Raw genomic sequence first — 19,349 nt, forward strand, 5'->3', positions numbered from 1 at the left:
TGCTATCCGTCGCTTTCCGCGTTGAGAGAAAACCAGAACTCCACTCCGTCCGCCGTATTCCGCGCCCCATAGCTTCCGCCGTGGCTCCGTATGATCGTCTTCACTATATAGAGTCCCAGACCTACCCGGTGAGATTCCGTCTGCGTCCTTGCCTGATCCGCCCGGTAAAAGCTGTCCCAGATCCGTTCCAGATCTTTCTCACCCACAGGCTCCCCCTGATTGAACACGGAGAAATAGGCCTGACCGCCCCGGCGTTCAAGGAGGATGCGGACCTGACCGCCCTCCGCCGTGTGCGCCCGGGCGTTGACGATGTAATTGCGGATGGCCCGCTCCAGATACTTCTGATCGCCCAGGACCCGTATGCCGCCCTCGATGCTACGGGACACGCACTGCTCCGACAGCAGCACCGCCGCTTTTTCCGTCACGGAATCCGCAAAGGCGGAGAAATCGAAGGGAACCGGCTCGATGCGGGACAGACCGTTTTCCAGAGCCGAAATATCCAGCAGCTGCATCACCATGTCGTTCAGCCGGTCCGCTTCCTCCATGATCGTGTCCAGATAATAATTCCGGTCGATGCCCGGAATGTCGCTTCTCAGGCTCTCGCTGTACATCATCAGCATGGAGAGCGGCGTCTTCATCTCGTGGGAGACATTGGCGATAAATTCCCGGCGCATCTGCTCGGCCTGCTGCTGATAATCCACTTTATCCTTCAGTTTCTCATTGGCTGAGGACAGATCTCCGATCATCCCTTCCAGCCGGTCCGCCATGGTGTTGATGCTGCGGGCCAGACTGCACAGCTCCGCTGCGGAGACCTGTTCATCCGCCTTGGTCCCGAAATTCAGCTCAGACACTTCCTGGGCCACCGCCTCGATATTTCTGATAGGCCGGGACAGTTTCCCGGCGAAGATCAGCACGCCCGCGCCGCCCAGCGCCATGACTCCCAGAGAAATGATGATATTTGTCTTCGTAAACAGCGCCACGCTGTCGTCGATGGCCTGCACCGATGTGGTCAGCGTCACGTACCGCGGTTCGCCCCGGTAACGGATGGTCCCCGTCATCACGATCATTTTTTCTTCGTCATTCCAGGGGGCGGAAAACACGGTCAGCGTCGGCTCCTCCGTGCGCACCTCCCGTTCCGGTCCCCTCTCGAAAGGAGGGTTCTGGTAGATCACCTCTCTGTCGGAGGCGATCAGCACGCGGATATTCTGCACATTCTGCGCTTCTGTGACGATCTCCCAGATCTTCTCTTCGTCGTCGGTGTAGTTCGCCTCCAGCGAATAGAACAGCTGTTCGATCTGCTTCTGTTTTTCATTGAGAAAAACAGACTTGGAGATGCCGAGATTGAAGATGACCTGGCACAGCATGGAGGCTGCGATCAGAACGAGGAAAAAAGCAGCCAGCTGCACTTTGATACTTTTATTCCGCCCGCGTCTCATCGGCTTTCCCCCTGATCTCCGCCGGCCATTTCGTCTCCGCTGGACTCTTTCTTTCCGCCGGCCATTTCGTCTCCGCTGGACCCTCTATTTCCGCCGTGATCCCCGTCTCCGCCGGACTCTCTATTTCCGCCGCGATCCCCATCTCCGCTGGACTCTCTATTTCCGCCGCGGTCTTCGTCCCTGCAGACGTCAAACTGATACCCCACCCGGTAGACCGTCTTCAGTGCGGACGCATAACTGCCCAGCTTGCTCCGCAGCTGTTTGATATGAGTGTCCACCGTTCTTGCGTCGCCGTCAAAATCATAGCCCCACACGTTGTCGAGAAGCTGCTCCCGCGTCACCGTCTGTCCCCCGTTGACCGCAAAATAAAACAGCAGATCAAACTCCCTTCTCGTCAGCGACAGGGGGCATCCCGACAGCGATACGGTCCGTCTCATGGTATTCAGCGAGAGCTCCCCTATGGTCAGCTGGCAGGCCGTCCCTTTTCCCAGGCGCTTCAGAAGCGTCTCAATGCGCAGAAGCAGTACGGACTGTGAGAAAGGCTTGACGATGTAGTCGTCCGCTCCCGACTGAAACCCTTTTACCTGATCGTATTCCTCGCCTCTGGCCGTCAGCATGATGACCGGCACCAGAGACGTCTTCCGTATTTCCTGCAGTACGGAGATCCCGTCCCGCCCGGGCATCATGATGTCCAGCAGGATCAGATCGATCTCTCTATTGTGCCTGTAATATGTATCCAGCGCGGCTTCGCCGTCGCAGGCCACCAGTATATCGTAGCCCGCCGCCGTCAGAAAGTCGCGCAGGACCCGCGCGATCTTCACCTCATCGTCGGCGATCAGGATCGAAATTTTCTGTTCCCGCATGTGTCCTTCCTCCTTTTGTTACCATATTACCTCACAAATATGATGTAATTGTGAGGTAATTTCCTTTTATCTTCCATTTCAAAAAAACGTCACCAGACCAACAGATTCTTCACAGGATCATCAAAAAAGCGGAGGCGTCTCAACTTCGCCTCCGCCGGCCGATCAGTATTCCGATCTTTCAGCCTCTCTTATTTCAGCCCATTGCGCTTACAGATTCCCAGAAGTCCGCACTCTCCGCACTTGGGGCTTCTGGCCGTGCACACCAGCCGTCCGTGCCAGATCAGCGCGTGGTGCATCCGGCTCCAGGTCTCCTCAGGAAGAACCTTCATCAGCGCCAGCTCAGTCTTCAGTACGTCCTTCTCCGCCGTCAGCCCCATGCGGTTGGCCAGACGGAACACGTGGGTGTCCACGGCGATGCGCTGACGGCCGAAGCCCACGGATAACACCACATTGGCCGTCTTCCGCCCCACCCCGGGCAGTTCCACCAGCTTATCGTAGTCCTCAGGGACCTCCCCGTCGTATTTTTCAACCAGCATCAGCGAAAGATTCCGCACGTTCTTCGCTTTGGTCTTGTACATCCCGATCCTGCGCAGATATCCCTGCAGTTCTTCCTCCGTCAGCTCCGCCATGGATCTGGCGTCGGGACATCTGGCGAAAAGCGCCGGCGTCACCTCGTTTACGCTTTTATCCGTCGTCTGAGCCGAGAGCACCACCGCTACCAGCAGCTGAAAGATCGTGCCGAAGTGCAGTGCGCACTCCGCATCCGGATACATCTCCAGCATTTTCTCCCGGAGCTGCGCCGTTTCCGCTTTCTTCAATTTTGCCATGTCTGTCTCCTCATCTCTCACCATATTTTCCGTTTCCGCTCCATGTGGATTTATAACCATTCCTGGCCCCGGTAAACATACGAAACACGCTTAAAATTCAGAAAAATATTACTTTAACGTTTTTCCGACCGGCGGGTCGATTTTCTATTGACATATATATTAGTATTTTGTACAATACATATGTTGATCCGACCGGCGGGTCGGAAATGTTCATGATACCTGCATTCGATCGTCAAAAGCGCCGCTTTTTCGATCGAACAGCAATATTTACACACATATCAAGGGGGTTTATCGAATGGCTAAAACAGAAACAGAAGTGAAAGAGACAAAAGAGAAACAGCCGGGAAATGGGAAGAGAAAGAAGATCCTTCTCATCGTTCTGGCTGTATTGATCCTTTTCGTGGGATTCCGCATCTTCTCCGCAAAGAGCGGAGGCGGTGATTCCGACATGGACGAAAAGACGGCAGTCAACGTTCAGGTAGTCACGGCCCAGCGGGAAAACGTGGAGGTCCAGACGCCTCTCTCCGGCAAGATCGAACCGAAGGATCAGGTCTCCGTTCCTGCCATGATGCAGTCTGAGGTCAAGGCGGTCTACGTAGAGGTGGGCGACTACGTCAATGCAGGCGCCACGCTCTTTACGCAGGATACGGCTCAGATCCAGGGTTCTTACGATTCTGCGGCGGCTAATGTGAACATGGCCAAAGAAGCGCTGGCCAGCGCCAAGCTGAACTATGACCGCATGTCCCTGCTCTATCAGGAGGGCGCCACCTCTCAGCAGAACTACGACAGCGCCAAAACGCAGTACGCCACTGCTCAGCAGCAGCTGTCGGCGGCTCAGGCGGGGCTTTCCACAGCGGCGGAATCCCTGAAAAACGGCACCGCCACAGCGCCCATCAGCGGCTATGTGACGGAAGTCAACGTGACGCAGGGAGCTTATCCCAACGCCGCCCTGGCTGCGGTATCCATCGCCAATACCAGCGATCTGGAGATCAAAACATCCGTATCCGAGTATCTGATCGGAAAGATCAGCGTGGGACAGAAGGTCAACGTTGTTGTGAACTCCCTGTCCTCCGAGCCCTTTACGGCGACCATCACCAATATCGCCCCGGCTCCCTCTTCAGGAACGCTCACCTATCCTATCACGGTGAAGATCGACGACAGTCAGGCCAGCGTGGTAGCCGGTATGTTCGCCGAAGTGCAGATCGTTTCCGACAAGAGGGAAAATGTCATCGCCGTTCCCTCCGACGCTGTCCTCATCAAGGGCGGAGAGACGCAGGTGGTCGTGCTGGATAAAGAAAACAAGCCTTCCTATGTGCCTGTGGAGACCGGTCTGGACAACGGAGCCATCGTCGAGATCGTCAGCGGCCTGAAAGAAGGTCAGACAGTGGTCTGCGTAGGCCAGAACTATATTATAGAGGGTGAACCGGTAAACATTCTGAGCAATGCAGGCGATTCCGATAAGACAACTGATCAGTAAAGGAGGGCCTGCCGTATGAATTTATCACATTTGGCGGTAAAACGCCCTGTTACAACTATTATATGCCTGCTCATCGTACTGCTTTTGGGCGTCGTCTCCATCATGGGCCTGCCTCTCGACCTGTTTCCGGACATCGAGCTGCCCGTGGCGGCGGTCATCGTGACTTATCCCAACACCTCCCCTGAGGAAGTGGAATCCATGATAACCAAGCCCATCGAGCAGCAGCTGGCCACGGTAGAAGGTCTGGACTCATTGATGTCTATGTCGCTGGCCGGCAGTTCCATCGTCATCGTTCAATTCGACATGGAAACAGATATGAACTTTGCAACGCTGGATATGCGTGAGAAGATCGCGCTTGTCCAGGGCTTTCTGCCCGATGGGGCCAACGATCCCATCGTGATGAAGATGAATCCCAACTCTATGCCCATCATGGCTGTGTATATCTCCGGCGAAATGTCGCTGGCGGATCTGTACACCATGGTGGACGACGAGATCGGAGCGAACTTTGAACGGATCAACGGCGTCGCTTCCACCACGGTAGTGGGCGGGATCGAAAAAGAAGTCGCCGTCACCTTCCAGCAGGAACGGCTGGCCGGCTACGGTCTCTCTCTGGGCACCATCAGCCAGATGCTTTCCTCTGAAAACATCAACCTGCCCAGCGGCACCGTTGACAAGGGAAACCAGGAGATCATCGTGCGGACCATGGGCGAATTCCAGTCGGTGGACGAGATCGCCCAGTATCCCCTGACGCTGCCCACCCGCGAGATCATCCATCTTCAGGATATCGCCACCATCAAGGAGCAGTTCCAGGATCAGGACTCCATCAGCCGTATCGACAAGGTTCCGTCCATCGCTATCGCCATCACGAAGCAGTCCGGGGCCAACACCGTAAACGTGGCCGACGACGTGGATAAAACGCTGGAGTCCCTGCGGAATCAATATCCGGAACTCAGCTTTACCGTAGGTTTCGACCAGTCCGACTTTATCCGCAACGCGGTCTCCTCCGTGGCCAGTTCCGCCATACAGGGCGCCATACTGGCGGTCATCGTCATCTTCCTGTTCCTGCGGAACCTGAACTCGACGCTGATCATTGCCATTTCCATACCAACGTCGTTCCTGGCGACGTTCATCCTCATGAACGTCATGGGAATGTCGCTGAATATGATAACCCTCACCGGCCTGACGCTGGGCGTGGGTATGCTGGTCGACAACTCCGTCGTAGTACTGGAAAACATATTCCGGATCAACCAGAAGCTCGGAGATCCGAAAGAAGCGGCCGTCATGGGAAGCAAAGAGGTCTACATGGCCGTCATCGCTTCCACCCTGACCAGCGTGGTGGTCTATCTGCCCATCGCGCTGTCCGGCGGCATTTCCGGAGCCATGTTCAAAGACTTCTGCTTTACCATCGTCTTTGCGCTGGTCTCCTCTCTGGTAGTGTCCCTGACCGCCGTGCCCATGCTTTCTTCCCGCATCATGCAGAAGAGAGTCAATACAGATTATATCCGCGTGGGAAAAACGAGATACAAATACAAACTGGTCCCTAAATTCACCAAACTCATCAACTTCCTCACAGAGCGGTATGTAGTGGGCATCCGCTGGGCTCTGAAGAAGCGGAAAAAGACGTTGGTAGCCTGCGTGCTCATCTTCGCCCTCTCCATCTCTCTGGTGGGGATCGTCGGTATGGAGCTGATGCCGACTTCCGACGAAGGCAGCTTCTCCATCACCGCCGAGATGCCTTACGGCACCTCCCTTGAGGAAAAAGACAAGATCGCCACTCAGATGGAAGAATACATTATGACGATCCCGGAGCTGGAACACTGCACCGTTTCCATCTCCTCCACCAGTATGATGGGCGGGTCTTCCAACACGGCTGACCTTTCCGTCACTCTCGTGGATAAATCCAAGAGAGACAGAAGCACCCACGAGATCCTGAAAGAGACGAAAAAAGCGTTCAGTACCATCGCAGGAGCCGACATTACCTATTCCGAAGGCTCCACTTCCTCCAGTATGATGGGAGGCAGCGACATGGATCTGACCCTGCGGGGACAGGAACTGGATGTTCTCAACGACATCGCAGACGACCTGACCGCTCAGATCATGCAGGTCAAGGGCGTGGTTGAGGTGAGCAGCAGCGTGGAAGAAGGAAACCCTGAGATCCAGATCCGCCTGAACCGCACTGTAGCCGCCAATTACGGCATCACAGCCTACCAGCTGGCCAACGGCCTGTCCGCCGCATTGACGGGCAGCACCTCCACAGAACTGAAAGTGGACGGAGACGAGATCGACATCAACCTGTCCCTGACGGACAATTACCACGCCACAGTGGAAAACATGAAACAGATCATGATCACCTCTTCCACCGGTCAGTCGGTGCCCGTGGGACAGATCGCAGATATGACCTACGACAATTCGCCTTCCGTCATCAACCGCGACAATCAGGAGAGGATCATCACCCTGTCCCTGGATGTTGAAGGCCGCGACCTGGGTTCCGTTTCTCAGGACGTACTGAAACTTGCCAACAACTATCCTTACCCCGACGGCTATAACTACGACACCGGCGGACAGCAGGAACAGATGATGGAAGCCTTCGGCAGCCTGCTGCTGGCCCTGGTCGTATCCATCTGTCTGGTATACTTCCTGCTGGCGGCTCAATTTGAGTCCTTCGTCTATCCGTTCATCGTAATGATGTCCATACCCTTCGCCATGTCGGGCGCGTTCCTCGCTCTGTTCATCACAGGCAAGAGACTGTCCCTGACGGCCTTCATCGGCCTGATCATGCTGATCGGTATCGTAGTCAACAACGCGATCCTGCTCATCGAATTTATCACGCAGAACCGCGAGACCATGGAGAGAAACGAGGCTGTGGCGCTGGCCGGAAAGACCAGACTTCGTCCCATCCTCATGACTACCGTGACGACGGTGGTCGGTATGATCCCCATGGCTCTGGGGCTGGGCGACGGCGGAGAAATGCTCTCCCCCATGGCAGTGTCCATCATCGGCGGACTTTCCGCTTCCACGCTGGTCACGCTGATCCTCATCCCGGTCCTCTATACACTGGTGGACGACGTCACCACCAAGCGCGATAAGAAGCGCCGCATCAAGAAGGCCGCCATTGAAGCGCTGGAAGAAAAATGGGCGGAACAGGATGCTGCACTGCAGGTGAAAGGAGAGTAGCCATGGCAAGATCAGAAAAACGCGAACGCATTTTGGAAGCCGCGTTTCACCTTTTTATGACCAAGGGACTCTCCGATACGAAAATGATCGATATCGCAGTGGAGGCCGGCGTTGGAAAAGGCACCATCTACGAGTATTTCAGCAGTAAGGATGAGCTCTTTGAGATCCTGTTTGAGCGCAAAGTGATCAGTCTCTATAAAGGACTGGAAGACGTACTGCGCACGCAGACCACAGCCAAAGGCAAGCTGACCGCTTACCTCTCCTTCGACACCGGTCTGGCGGAGAAACTGGACATCAGCCGGGAGGTTATCTACAACCTCCTGCTGGAGTCCGCTCCCGGCAGGAACTGCTCCACACCGGCCAGAAAATGTATCCGGCAGCTGATGGATTATCGCTTTGCCACGCTGTACGGCATCGTCTCCGAAGGCGTAAAAAACGGCGAATTTGCCTGCATGGACCCCCTGATGGCTACGACAGCCCTCATGGGAGCCATGGCCTTCTACACGAGCTTCAACTTGAACCTCTTTGAGGAGAGCTCTCTGGTCGACTACAAAGAATATCAGGAATATCGGGAAAGTACGGGAGGAAAATGGAAAATGGATGAGTTTTTCAATCTCATCCTGCGGGGCCTTTGCAAATCCGACGAATTGGGCAAATCCAGTGAATCCGACGAATGCGCCTAACGGCTTCCCGTGTATCTCCTGCCGCGCCGCGCGATCTCCTGACCCAGGGTCTTCTGATCCGCGGTAAGAATTAACGAAAAAACAGGCGGGCCGCCTGAACCGCCCTCCCCCAACGTTAGACTTTGGTCTAACCTTTAAGGGTCGGCACAGTTCACTGCGTCCGCCTGTTTTTTTATGACATAGGAAATATCAAGTAAGTTATCTTGTGAAAGTGAGCCTCCAAAGGCAAATCTGGCTCCAAAGGAAACTTTTTTTAGTATCTATCTTAATTCCTGTTGACTTCTGCCGCCAGTTTTACTGTACCAGCATGGAATTCTCGCAGGTGCATTTGATGCTCTCATCTTCTTCCCTGGGATTCAGGAACAGATCCATAAAGGCCTCCACTACCTTCTCCTTATTCTTTTCCGCCGTATGCACGATCTCCTTGAACGCCCTGCCGTCTCCAAAGCCGGTGCACCAGTTGGTCACCAGCCCTACCGCTGCGTAATGCATGCCTGCCTCCCGCGCCAGCACGCATTCCGGAACCAGCGTCATGCCGGCCACATCTCCGCCGATATGGCGGTACATCTTCACCTCCGCCGCCGTCTCATAGCGCGGTCCCTCCGTGCAGACATAAAGCGCCCTTCCCCGCACCGTGATCCCGTGTCCGAAAGAGGCGGCGATAAAATTCTGCGTCATCCGTTTGCAGAAAGGCTCCGCCATCTGCACGTGACGGATCTTTCCGTCCTCTCCGTCGCAGAAAGTCTGAATGCGGTTCTTCGTCAGATCAAGAAAGTCCTCGATCACCACTACCTCGCCCACCGCATACCGGGGATTCATGGAGCCCACCGCGAAGGTCGCGTAAGCCTGATCCACCTCCAGTCCTTTCAGCGCCGCGATATTGGCTCTGTAGTTGATCAGGTGGGGAGGGATGCTGTTGTCCGCTCCGTGACGCGGCAGGAATACAATCTCTCCTTGATCCGAAGAAAAGATGCTTACCGAAACTGTCCCGTACCTCGTTTCCACCGTCGTTTCCTTCATTTCCTGATTTGGCCACAAGCTGCAGATGCCAGTGCCGCCGATAATCGCTTTCCTCATGGTGTCACCCCCGTTTTTGCTGTTCTTTATTTACATTAATTATAGCGCGTTTTTGTTCACGATTCCACAAATTTTCAGACATTTTATCTTTTGAAAGAACCAACGGAGTTCCGGCAGATTCGCCGAATACCCTAAGGTAGGGTGCGGTCGGAGGGCGGGTCGGAAGCCCTGGCACAAACTCTGGCACAAGCTGGAGCACATGCCCTGACACAAACTGGGGGCTGTCCTCATGGACGATCATGAGGATTGGAGCAACGGTCACCGGCTCTTTGACATGGAAAGTATTATGATAAAACCGCTGCGATTCAGCAAAAGCTCCAAATCGGAAAAGCAGCAGAACCAGGTGCGTAACGCCGATCACATTTTAACTATCATGAATTCACACACAAATTCATGACTTGACAGGATTTTTTCTTTTTGCTGGTGAAAAGCGCTCAAAAACGAAAAGAAAATGGATAAAATATATTTATTATAAAAAATATGGTAAATTTTTTTCGTTTTTCTAATAAAATTGCTATCAAAAAGAAAAAAGCGACATAAACCGACAAGACAAACGATCGAATTGCCTGTTATACCCTCTGTTTTTTTCTTTTCTGGGTGCTGATAGAGGGCAAAAAGAAAAATGGATCTCCTCATGTTTTCGATCAACCGCTGTTTTATGTTATTACATAAAAAGAAGGCGCCTCCGAGATCGCCGGCAGTGCCCTTCTTGATTTGTCTTCCCTCCCCCGCGGCCCATATTGCTGTGTATCCTTACCACACGGCGCATACTTGGTATCCTCCCCCAGCCGCAGCGGGCATTCCCCACATCAGAGGTTAAAAAAGAATAGAAGTCAGCGGCAAAATGATGTATAATAAAATGTCATGATATTTTTCATGAGAACGACGCTAATGGAGGTAAACATGTCTATCTATACACAGCGAGAGCACAATGGCCTGTACGAATTGACTGACGTGGCCCGTGCGGAACTGATTGACTCAAAATATTACAATTGGGACCTTGCGCCCACTTCTCTTGCCCAGCGCACGTGGACGACATATAATGTGGCGTCTCTCTGGGTGGGAATGTGCATCTGTCTTCCCTCCTACGTCCTGGCAGCCAGTCTGGTAAGCCTGGGGCTTTCCACCTGGGCCGCCGTTTTGAACGTGGCTCTGGGAAGTCTCATCCTGCTGGTACCCATGCAGCTGAATTCCCATGTGGGCACAAAGTACGGCGTGCCCTACCCCGTGTTCGCCCGGCTGTCCTTCGGACCCCGGGGCGCGCACATTGCCTCCATGGCCAGAGCCGTGGCCGGCTGCGGCTGGGTGGGGATCCAGACCTGGTACGGCGGCAATGCCCTTCATTTGATCCTCATGGCCATGATCCCGGACTATAATGGAAATCTGGCCACGCTTACCGTCGTTTGCCTGCTCTTCTGGGGCGCGAATCTGGCAATGGCCTACCGCGGCCCTGGCTGGCTGCGCAAACTGGAAGCCTTCGGCGCTCCTTTTCTGGGCTGCCTGACCGTCGCCCTCTTCATCTGGGCTACGGTGATGACCAGTCAGAAAGGCGTCGGTATGATGGATATCCTCAATCAGCCCATGGACTATGAGAAGCTGAACAGCCACAGTGTGGGAGGAATGGCGGCTGTCTTTGCCGCCGGCATCACCAGCAATCTGGCGTTCTGGTCCATGCTGGCCCTGAACATCCCGGATTTTTCCCGGTACGCAAAATCTCAGAAGGTCCAGTTCCGCGGTCAGCTCATCGGACTGCCCACCACCATGGTGCTGTTCGCTCTGATCGGCGCTTATGTCACCGCTGCCACGGGTCATCTGACTCCGGACGGAAGCCTGCTGAAAGATCCGGCGGAGGTCATCAGCATGATCGGCAATCCCTTCGCGATCGTCCTCGGCTGCGCTGGTATCGCCATCGCCACGCTGACCACCAACATCGCGGCCAATATTCTGGCCCCGGCCAACGGGTTTTCAAACCTCTGTCCCAAAAAGATCAGCTACAAGACGGGGGTCATTATCACCTGTATTCTGGCTCTGGCTCTGATCCCCATCCTGAAGCCCGCGGAATTCATGAAAAACGAGTATGTCTATATCTACGACTGGATGGGCAGTTTTGGTATCGCACTGGCTCCCATGGCCGGCATTTTTATCGCGGACTATTATTTTGTAAAAAAGAAAAACGTGGACGTCATGTCGCTGTTTGAAGGAGAGGACGGCCGTTACTGGTACCGCAGCGGCTTTAATATCCGCGCCTTCATCACCTGGGCGGCGGCCTGTATTCCTCCCTTCCTGGTGAGGCTTCCCTTCCTCAGTCACATGCTGTTTTTCCACGTGCTGTCCAACAACGGCTACATCGTCAGCTTTCTCATCGCGCTGGCACTGTATCCCATCCTGATGAAATCGAACACCACGTCTCTGGTACTGGACGACGAGATGGAGTCCATGACGGAACGCTGAGGGGCCCCGCCGCCGGGGAACTCCCGGGGAACTCCTGGGGAACTCCTGGGGAACTCCTGGGGAACTCCTGGCGAACTCCCGCTGATTTCACATAAACTATTTTCACCGGCGCCCTGAGGCCGCCGGCATCAAGAAAGGAACCAAACACATATATGGAAAATTTGATTTTTAAAGATCTTGACCTGTCTAAAGAAGTGCAGAAAGCACTGGATGAAATGGGCTTCGAGGAAGCCACTCCCATCCAGTCCATGGCCATTCCCCACGTCATCGAGGGAGAGGATATCATCGGTCAGGCCCAGACCGGAACGGGAAAGACCTGCGCCTTCGGCATTCCCGCCATCGAGCAGATCGACAAAAGCATACCCGGCATTCAGGTCCTGGCCCTCTGCCCTACCCGTGAACTGGCCATTCAGGTCGCCGAGGAACTGAAAAACGTCAGCAAGTATAAGCGCGGCGTTCAGATCCTCCCCATCTACGGCGGTCAGCCCATCGAGCGGCAGATCATGGCGCTGAAAAAGAAACCGCAGATCATCATCGGCACCCCCGGTCGGGTCATGGACCACATGCGCCGGCATACGCTGAAGCTGGAAAACCTGAAAATGCTCATTCTGGACGAGGCGGACGAAATGCTCAACATGGGCTTCCGCGAGGATATCGACACCATCGTGAAGGAACTGCCTGAACAGCGCCAGACCCTGCTCTTTTCCGCCACCATGCCCAAGGAGATCCTGGATCTGACCAGAGAATACCAGAAAGACGCCGTTCATCTGAAAGCGGTCCATAAGGAGCTGACGGTACCCAGTATCGAGCAGTATTACATCGAGGTACGCGAGCACTCCAAGCCGGAGCTGCTCTGCCGTCTCATCGACGCCAAAAATGTGGACCTGGGCATCGTCTTCTGCAACACCAAGCGCCGGGTGGACGAAGTGACTTCCATGCTGCAGGCGCGCGGTTACTCTGCCGACGCTCTTCACGGCGACATGAAGCAGTCGGAGCGCGACCGGGTGATGAACAAGTTCCGCAAAGGACTGATCGACATACTGGTGGCCACCGATGTGGCGGCCAGAGGGATCGACGTCAACAACATCGACGCTGTGTTCAACTACGATCTGCCCAGCGACGAAGAGTATTACGTGCACCGTATCGGCCGGACCGGCCGGGCGGGCAAATCCGGCGTCTCCTACTCCTTCGTCTTCGGCAAGGACTATTACAAGCTGAAAGACATTCAGCGCTATACCAAATCGGAGATCCACGCGATGAAAGCGCCCACCATCTCCGACGTGCAGGAAGTGCGCCTGGAGCAGGCGGCGGAAAAAGTCGTCGCCAGATTGGCAGAGGGCGGTTATTCCAAATACAACAATGTGATCGAGCGGATCCTGGAAGAATCTGAGGAGGCGACAACGCTGGATCTGGCTGCGGCCCTGTTCCAGATGGCCTTCGACGAGCTGGAATCCCGAAACTATGAGGCCGGCGACCTGGACGACGAGCGCAGCGCTTATTCCAAGAGCAACATGGCCCGCCTCTTCGTCAGCGCAGGCAGCATGGACGGCCTGCAGCCCCGCAATCTGGTGGCAGCTATCGCCGGAGGAGCCGGCATAGAAGGCCGTCTCGTGGGCGCCATCGAGATCCACAAAAACTTCTCCTTTGTGGAGGTCCCCCTCAACCAAGTGGACGAAGTCCTGGCCGCCATGCAGAATTTCTCTTTCCGCGGAAAATCCGTTCATCTGGAGCGGGCGGAAAAACGACAGCGCAGCAAGGGCTACAGCGGCAAGAGCAGCGGTTACTCCAGCGGCTACGGCGGCTATTCCAAAGGTTCCTCCGGATCCAGGCGCAGGGTCCCGGACAAGAAAAAGCATCCCAAGAAATATTAAAAAAGACCGTCCTTTCGACACGATGGACCGGCTTCCAGAAGTCAGATCAAAATCTGACGCTGGAGACCGGTCCATCCTGATATCGGGGGACGGTCCTTTTTCTGATGGGGCGTATTTTTTCCGATCCGCCGCTTTACGCTGCCGCCGGCTTTCCGGGCTTCCTGCTTCTGGCTTCGTGCTTCTGGCTTCCTCTCCCCTCACTCCGTTTTCGCCACGATGACCACAGAGATCAGGATCAGCACGCAGCCTACAGCTGTCTGCAGAGTGAAACTTTCATGAAAGAGGATCACTCCCATCAGCAGGCTGGTGATGGGCTCGAAGGTACTGAGGATCGCCGCGTTCTGAGGTCCGATGACGCCCATGCCCTTCTGAAACAGGCACACGCCGATGAAGGAAGCTCCCACCGCCAGCGCCATCATGGAGATCCAGGCCGTGGGGCTGAGGGCCACAGTAAAATAACCTGTGGCCAAATTCCCGATCAGCAGGATAACGGAGGCTATGCTGTTCATATAAAAAATCAGCTTCAGCGTGGGTATTTTCTGCAGGCCGCTGCGGTCCAGATAAATCACGTAAAACGCATAGGTAATGCCTGAGGCAAAGGCGATGAGCACGCCGATCACGCTGTCCCCGCTCTGTCCGTTGGAAAACAGCAAAATGCCTCCCATACAAAGCGCCACGCACAGCAGCTTCAGCGGTTCCGGTCTTACCTTGAGAAACAGGATGCTGCCCAGAATGACGAAGACCGGGTAGACAAAATGAATGGTGGTGGCCATGCCCGATGGGATAAAATCGTAGGACAGATACAGCAGAAACGCCGTTCCGCCATAACCGCAGACGGTGATCAGCGTGATCTGCCGCAGCTCTTTTCTGGAGAGAGAAAAAGAGATCTTTTTCACCTTCAGATAGATAAAAAGCGGAAGCAGCGATATAAAAAAGCGATAAAAGGCGATGCAGATAACGTTCCCGCCGCCCGCGCAGACTATTTTCGCAAACATCGGCATTAATCCAAAAAATATTGCTGAGATCATTACTGTACAGAACCCTTTCGTTCTGGCTGTCATAAAATTTCCTCCATCCTTACTGCTGTTCTGCCGCCCGGAAAAGCCGGGACGGCGGTTTCTCTATCGAATTGCCGTGTTTCATTATAGTACAACTTTACTCTCAGGTCCACCGCTTTCCTGCCATTGACTTTTACTTAAAATAAATTTATAATATTCTGTGTGTCTATAACAACTGAATACTATTATCTGTGTGGGGGATATGAATAATCTTTGCTGGAGGAAACATGATGCAAGGTGTTTTGTATTGCGCCCACTTTTTTAATTTCATACTTTTTATTATTTTGATCCTATCCCTGCGCAGCTGGGAGAAGGAACATTCCGATCACAGCCCTATGGCAGTTTTTCTCATGGCGGCCGCTGTTTTCGTTCCTGCGGCAGCCTGTCTTCTGCATTGCCTGCATTTGCTCCCCTTTTTCGTTGTGCCCTTCAGCATCACCGCAGCTGAATTGTGTCTCATCGGCGTCACAGCCGTATCGCGTGTTCGCGATCTTCAGAATGAGGCGAAAAACTACAGCTTCCAGCACTTGGAGGACGCTCTTGTCCTGCTGGACGCCAACGGTCTTTACAACGATTCCAATCAGCGCATGCGGCAGGTCTTTCCAGAGATAAGTTCCGCCTCCCGGGGCAGCGACCCAGCCTCCTGTCTTCCCTTTATCCGCCAGATCCTTCTGTCTGACGATCCGGTGGACGTGACCCGAAACGACAGGATCTACGAGGGCAAGAAACGGATCATCGACATGCACTCCATCTCCGGATACGTGATCTGGTTTTCCGACGTCACGCTGGCGCGGGGTCACGAGACCCTGCTCAATACATATCAGAAAACCCTGGAAACGCAGGTCCGCAGTAAATCCGACACGATCCGGGATCTTCAGATCCAGATGATCATCAATTTCGCCAATATCGTGGAGAGCCGGGACCTGACCACCGGAGGCCACATCAAGCGCACAAGTCAATACGTGCGCATGCTGATCCAGGCTCTGATCGAACACGATACCTGTCCGGAGCTGAGGGATCCGGAGTTTGCGGAGCATATCTGTCTGTCGGCGCCGCTGCACGACATCGGCAAGATCTCCATCCCCGATTCCATACTCAACAAAGAGACCGCCTACACTCCCGAGGAATTTGAGATCATGAAATCCCACACCTGGCTGGGCGGCCAGATCCTGGATAAGACCATGTCCTGCCTCAACGATCAGGCATATTATTGGCTGGCGCGCAATATGGCTGTTTACCATCACGAGAAATGGGACGGCTCCGGCTATCCCAAAGGTCTGAAAGGCTCCGACATTCCCCTGTGCGCGCGCATCATGGCCGTGGCCGACGTGTTTGACGCCCTCACCTCCACCCGGCCCTACAAAGGCGCCGTGACCTTTGATCAGGCCCTGGACATGATCCAGGCTGAGAGCGGAAAGCACTTTGACCCGAATATGGTGGAGGTATTCGTCGGTCTGCGGGAACAGCTCCGGCACCGCCGACTGTTTATATCTTAGAGCCTCCTCCCGCCGCCTCGGTCAGGAGCGCCCCGCTTTGTAAACTTTTGCATTTGTAAACTTCTGCAATGAAAGAAACTGCCCTTTCAGGCAGTTTCTTTTTGCGTTGTGTATAAATAAGGAAAGGATCTCCAGCCGGCGGATCTCAGACCTGCGGCCGGACCCTTTTTCCCCGATCTATCGTTGACTGTACCGCAAAGGATCGCTGTTACCGCACCGGGCACACGCCGCCCTCGCAGCCTTCGTTTCCGATGTCATACTGCACTTCTTCCTTCTCGTATTTGCTGATCAGAGAAGGTACGAAGGGATTCATGTTCTCCACCCGCCGTATGTATTCTTCCTCGCCGATCTCCTCAAAGGGCAGCAGATCGTAGAAGCTGTCGTCGAAGGACAGGAAGGACAGAGCCACCGTATCGTCCCAGTTGTCCCAGACCCACTGCTCCACGTCCTCCCACTCATTGTCGCGGACGTGAACGGTAATGGAACAGTTATGCTCCACATAGTAAGACATGAACATCTTATAGTTCTCCAGCTGTTCGATCGCCCCCACATCGGCCTTGAAACGGCCTTCCGGCGCTTTTACGGGAAATTCCACCACCTTGGTGACGCAGCTCTCCCGATCCTGGCCCACCTCCGGGAACACGGGGTAGCCCAGTTCCTCGCAGACCTTCACCAGCGGGTCGTCGCTGCTGATGCGGATCCTTCTCACGAAATACGGCGCGTGTGAATAGTGGATGCCGCTGGACACCACAGGCAGCAGAGACAGCGTTCCCTCGGGCTTGATCGTAGTGATCAGCAGAGGCTCCTGCATCCCCAGCTCTCTGGCGTATTCCACCGCGGCGTTTCTGGCCTCGCGCTTCAGGTCGGTCAAGAGCTCCTGCTGCTGCTCCGTGGTGTAATGCAGAGCGTTGACCATATCCTGCCATCCGGTCAGAGAACAGCCCAGCAGCTTGTCCCGCTGCTGAACGGCGTTCCACTGCGGCAGCTCCAGCTCGGTGCAGGTCATGCGGTATCCGGCTCTGGCGGAAAGCCGCTGGGCCTCCATCAGTCCCGCGTGGTCCAGGGTGCCGTCCTCCCGCACGAAAGCCATGACGTTGACTGTGGTCAGGTTGCACAGGCCCTTGGAATCCAGCAGGATCTCCGCGCAGGGATTGACTCCGTTAAAATTCGGCCGCCGCTTGGCGCCCGCGATCTCGTTGACCCAGCCGGGCTCCCCGGAATAGCGCATCTGCTGCAGATGCCAGTGCAGCTGCTCTCTGGACGGTCTCTCTCTATAGTAAATAGAATTATTGCTCATCTGCCGGTGAGCGATCTCCTGGTCGATGACCCATTTTTCATCAACCTTTTTATACAGTTCGCTCTTGGCCTGAATGCATTCCTTGTCGTCCGCGTCGATGAGGACGATCTCCGCCGTGCGGCGCACGCCGCCCACCACCACGTTTTCACCGATGACGTTGGCGATATCCAGACAATCGATGGGTTTCAGCTTGACGCGGCCTGTAGTGGAGCGGGCCCCCGCCTTCTCGATGACGCGGATGATCTTCAGGAACATGTTCTTCATGCTGCTGTGACCGCTGGCTGTGCCGCCGAAAGTCCTGAGCTTTTCGCCCTTCTCGCGCACGTTGTCGTAGTTGAGGATAACAGTCTTGATCTTTCTGTATTCCGTGCTGTAAAGCACTTTCAGATAATAATCCAGAGACTGGACCCAGCCCTCTTTGCTGTCTCCGATGGTGATCTTCACCGTGTCGTTATGGGTGAATTCAAGGGAGGTATTGTCCTGACGCAGAGCCTTCAGCACCGGCGTGTACGACTCGTGGATCACTTCCACGTCCGTTCTCACCATGGGCATTTTCTCCACGTCGGATTTCAGTATGCGGATGCCCACCCCCGAGCCTACCATCAGCAGATAGAACACATCCCGGAAGGAATCGAAGCTGTCGATGACCTGGAAGGAGCAGTTATAATTGGACATGGGATAGAATTTGGATACGTCCGTGCTGCCCACCCAGAAAGTACGGCCGGAGAGAAATTGCTTCATATGATAAACGTTGTCGTAGAGACGTTCCGCCTCTTCCTTGGACGTGGGCACCAGGCTGCAGTTGTACTCCACCGCTCTCCTGACAGTCTCCCACCAATACTCCCGGCGCAGTTCCTCCGGCAGCCAGCGGGAATAGGTCCTGTAATAAACGAAGCTGCCCAGCTGACTCATGGGGGAAGGCTGATGTTTGTAGCGGCTCACGAATTCTTCGGGAATAATGCGGCCGTCGCGGCGCTTTCTGGCGTCCCTGGTCTTGTCCCTCTCGTAGCGGTAAATGATGAATTTCTTCGCCGCATCCTTCCGCTCGCTGGCCATGAGGAAATCCTCCACCAGATCCTGCAGATCCTCCACGTTCACGGTGCGTTCGGAGCGCTCCACCTGCTTCTCGATCGCTGCAGCGATCCCGCCCGCCAGAGTGGAATCCACGCCCAGGCGCGTTTCCATCATGGCGTTCTCGATAGCGTTCTTGATCTTTTCGCTGTTGAAGCCCACTTCCGAGCCGTCTCGTTTGATTACTGTTTTCATACTTCTCCCTTCTGACTCTCAACTTACCCGTACATTTTTCTCTTACCTGTACACTCCCACTTGTGCACTCACCATACTCCATCTATGGGCCGTCCGTGGCGCGGAGGCCGTTAAAGTCCTGCAAAACGTTGCAATGACTGGCTTAGAGCAATAGATCACATTTGCGCAATATGTAGTTGCCTTGTTTAGTGCATTACCCATTATATAGTATTCACTGCGATGAATCAACCGGTTAAAAAAATATTTAAAGCGTTTTCTTTACTTTTTTCCGCATTAAATGTATAATTGTATACTGTAAAACAAATCGATCATTTTGCAGTTGTTTTTTCCGCCGGGACCCCGCCCCAACGGAGGGCTCAACAGGAAGACCGGC

At 54.5% G+C, this 19,349-nt stretch carries 13 protein-coding genes; 6 read left to right on the top strand and 7 right to left on the bottom strand.

Features of this window, described 5'->3' with window-relative positions; genetic code table 11:
- Window positions 1-2: 2 nt before the first annotated feature.
- The 3 genes from E0E37_RS16235 to nth all read right to left on the bottom strand — a co-directional run bounded on the left by E0E37_RS16235 (window position 3) and on the right by nth (window position 3,126).
- Window positions 3-1,436 carry a sensor histidine kinase gene (locus tag E0E37_RS16235; RefSeq protein ID WP_130864026.1) on the bottom strand — a complete coding sequence of 478 codons (1,434 nt, stop codon included), beginning with the start codon at window positions 1,434-1,436 and terminating at the stop codon, window positions 3-5.
- Window positions 1,433-2,299, bottom strand: coding sequence for a response regulator transcription factor (locus tag E0E37_RS16240; protein WP_130864027.1), 867 nt, complete (start codon window positions 2,297-2,299; stop codon window positions 1,433-1,435). Before E0E37_RS16240 ends, E0E37_RS16235 begins: the two co-directional genes overlap by 4 nt.
- Window positions 2,300-2,487: 188 nt before the next feature.
- A complete protein-coding gene (gene nth / locus E0E37_RS16245) occupies window positions 2,488-3,126 on the bottom strand; it encodes an endonuclease III (RefSeq protein WP_130864028.1) in 639 nt (212 codons plus the stop codon).
- 295 nt (window positions 3,127-3,421) lie between these two features.
- Between nth and E0E37_RS16250 the strand changes: the two genes are divergently transcribed.
- The 3 genes from E0E37_RS16250 to E0E37_RS16260 are packed head-to-tail and all read left to right on the top strand — an operon-like array spanning window position 3,422 to window position 8,460.
- The gene (locus tag E0E37_RS16250; protein WP_130864029.1) at window positions 3,422-4,603 is read left to right on the top strand and encodes an efflux RND transporter periplasmic adaptor subunit; all 1,182 of its coding nucleotides are present in this window, start codon (window positions 3,422-3,424) and stop codon (window positions 4,601-4,603) included.
- 15 nt (window positions 4,604-4,618) lie between these two features.
- Entirely contained in the window at window positions 4,619-7,777 is a 3,159-nt protein-coding gene (locus tag E0E37_RS16255) for an efflux RND transporter permease subunit (RefSeq protein ID WP_130864030.1), read from the top strand.
- 2 nt (window positions 7,778-7,779) lie between these two features.
- Entirely contained in the window at window positions 7,780-8,460 is a 681-nt protein-coding gene (locus E0E37_RS16260) for a TetR/AcrR family transcriptional regulator (RefSeq protein WP_165445413.1), read from the top strand.
- A 294-nt stretch (window positions 8,461-8,754) separates the two neighbouring features.
- Here E0E37_RS16260 and E0E37_RS16265 read toward each other — a convergent pair whose 3' ends face one another.
- Together E0E37_RS16265 and E0E37_RS16270 are read right to left on the bottom strand one after the other, a co-directional pair.
- Window positions 8,755-9,537 (bottom strand): MTAP family purine nucleoside phosphorylase, encoded by a 783-nt coding sequence (locus E0E37_RS16265; protein WP_130864032.1) that lies wholly within the window; start codon window positions 9,535-9,537, stop codon window positions 8,755-8,757.
- A 4-nt stretch (window positions 9,538-9,541) separates the two neighbouring features.
- The gene (locus E0E37_RS16270; RefSeq protein ID WP_130864033.1) at window positions 9,542-9,898 is read right to left on the bottom strand and encodes a hypothetical protein; all 357 of its coding nucleotides are present in this window, start codon (window positions 9,896-9,898) and stop codon (window positions 9,542-9,544) included.
- 542 nt (window positions 9,899-10,440) lie between these two features.
- Here E0E37_RS16270 and E0E37_RS16275 point away from each other — a divergent pair.
- Both E0E37_RS16275 and E0E37_RS16280 read left to right on the top strand, forming a co-directional pair.
- On the top strand, window positions 10,441-11,988 hold the full coding sequence (locus E0E37_RS16275; protein WP_130864034.1) for an NCS1 family nucleobase:cation symporter-1: 1,548 nt from the start codon (window positions 10,441-10,443) through the stop codon (window positions 11,986-11,988).
- A gap of 152 nt (window positions 11,989-12,140) precedes the next feature.
- On the top strand, window positions 12,141-13,859 hold the full coding sequence (locus tag E0E37_RS16280) for a DEAD/DEAH box helicase (protein WP_130864035.1): 1,719 nt from the start codon (window positions 12,141-12,143) through the stop codon (window positions 13,857-13,859).
- 197 nt (window positions 13,860-14,056) lie between these two features.
- On the opposite strand, the gene E0E37_RS16285 is transcribed toward E0E37_RS16280, so the two are convergent.
- On the bottom strand, window positions 14,057-14,920 hold the full coding sequence (locus tag E0E37_RS16285; RefSeq protein WP_130864036.1) for a DMT family transporter: 864 nt from the start codon (window positions 14,918-14,920) through the stop codon (window positions 14,057-14,059).
- A 224-nt stretch (window positions 14,921-15,144) separates the two neighbouring features.
- Between E0E37_RS16285 and E0E37_RS16290 the strand changes: the two genes are divergently transcribed.
- Window positions 15,145-16,413 carry an HD-GYP domain-containing protein gene (locus E0E37_RS16290; RefSeq protein WP_130864037.1) on the top strand — a complete coding sequence of 423 codons (1,269 nt, stop codon included), beginning with the start codon at window positions 15,145-15,147 and terminating at the stop codon, window positions 16,411-16,413.
- 208 nt (window positions 16,414-16,621) lie between these two features.
- On the opposite strand, the gene nrdJ is transcribed toward E0E37_RS16290, so the two are convergent.
- Entirely contained in the window at window positions 16,622-18,976 is a 2,355-nt protein-coding gene (gene nrdJ / locus E0E37_RS16295) for a ribonucleoside-triphosphate reductase, adenosylcobalamin-dependent (protein WP_130864038.1), read from the bottom strand.
- Window positions 18,977-19,349 lie beyond the last annotated feature (373 nt).

Origin of the sequence: Bacilliculturomica massiliensis (genome assembly GCF_900605495.1) — a bacterium.
In the GTDB taxonomy this organism is placed as follows: domain Bacteria; phylum Bacillota; class Clostridia; order Peptostreptococcales; family Anaerovoracaceae; genus Bacilliculturomica; species Bacilliculturomica massiliensis.

Bases quoted from the DNA above. Each gene is read 5' to 3' on its own strand.
- E0E37_RS16235 (WP_130864026.1), bottom strand. From the start codon at position 1,436: ATGAGACGCGGGCGGAATAAAAGTATCAAAGTGCAGCTGGCTGCTTTT.
- E0E37_RS16240 (WP_130864027.1), bottom strand. From the start codon at position 2,299: ATGCGGGAACAGAAAATTTCGATCCTGATCGCCGACGATGAGGTGAAG.
- nth (WP_130864028.1), bottom strand. From the start codon at position 3,126: ATGGCAAAATTGAAGAAAGCGGAAACGGCGCAGCTCCGGGAGAAAATG.
- E0E37_RS16250 (WP_130864029.1), top strand. From the start codon at position 3,422: ATGGCTAAAACAGAAACAGAAGTGAAAGAGACAAAAGAGAAACAGCCG.
- E0E37_RS16255 (WP_130864030.1), top strand. From the start codon at position 4,619: ATGAATTTATCACATTTGGCGGTAAAACGCCCTGTTACAACTATTATA.
- E0E37_RS16260 (WP_165445413.1), top strand. From the start codon at position 7,780: ATGGCAAGATCAGAAAAACGCGAACGCATTTTGGAAGCCGCGTTTCAC.
- E0E37_RS16265 (WP_130864032.1), bottom strand. From the start codon at position 9,537: ATGAGGAAAGCGATTATCGGCGGCACTGGCATCTGCAGCTTGTGGCCA.
- E0E37_RS16275 (WP_130864034.1), top strand. From the start codon at position 10,441: ATGTCTATCTATACACAGCGAGAGCACAATGGCCTGTACGAATTGACT.
- E0E37_RS16280 (WP_130864035.1), top strand. From the start codon at position 12,141: ATGGAAAATTTGATTTTTAAAGATCTTGACCTGTCTAAAGAAGTGCAG.
- E0E37_RS16285 (WP_130864036.1), bottom strand. From the start codon at position 14,920: ATGACAGCCAGAACGAAAGGGTTCTGTACAGTAATGATCTCAGCAATA.
- E0E37_RS16290 (WP_130864037.1), top strand. From the start codon at position 15,145: ATGATGCAAGGTGTTTTGTATTGCGCCCACTTTTTTAATTTCATACTT.
- nrdJ (WP_130864038.1), bottom strand. From the start codon at position 18,976: ATGAAAACAGTAATCAAACGAGACGGCTCGGAAGTGGGCTTCAACAGC.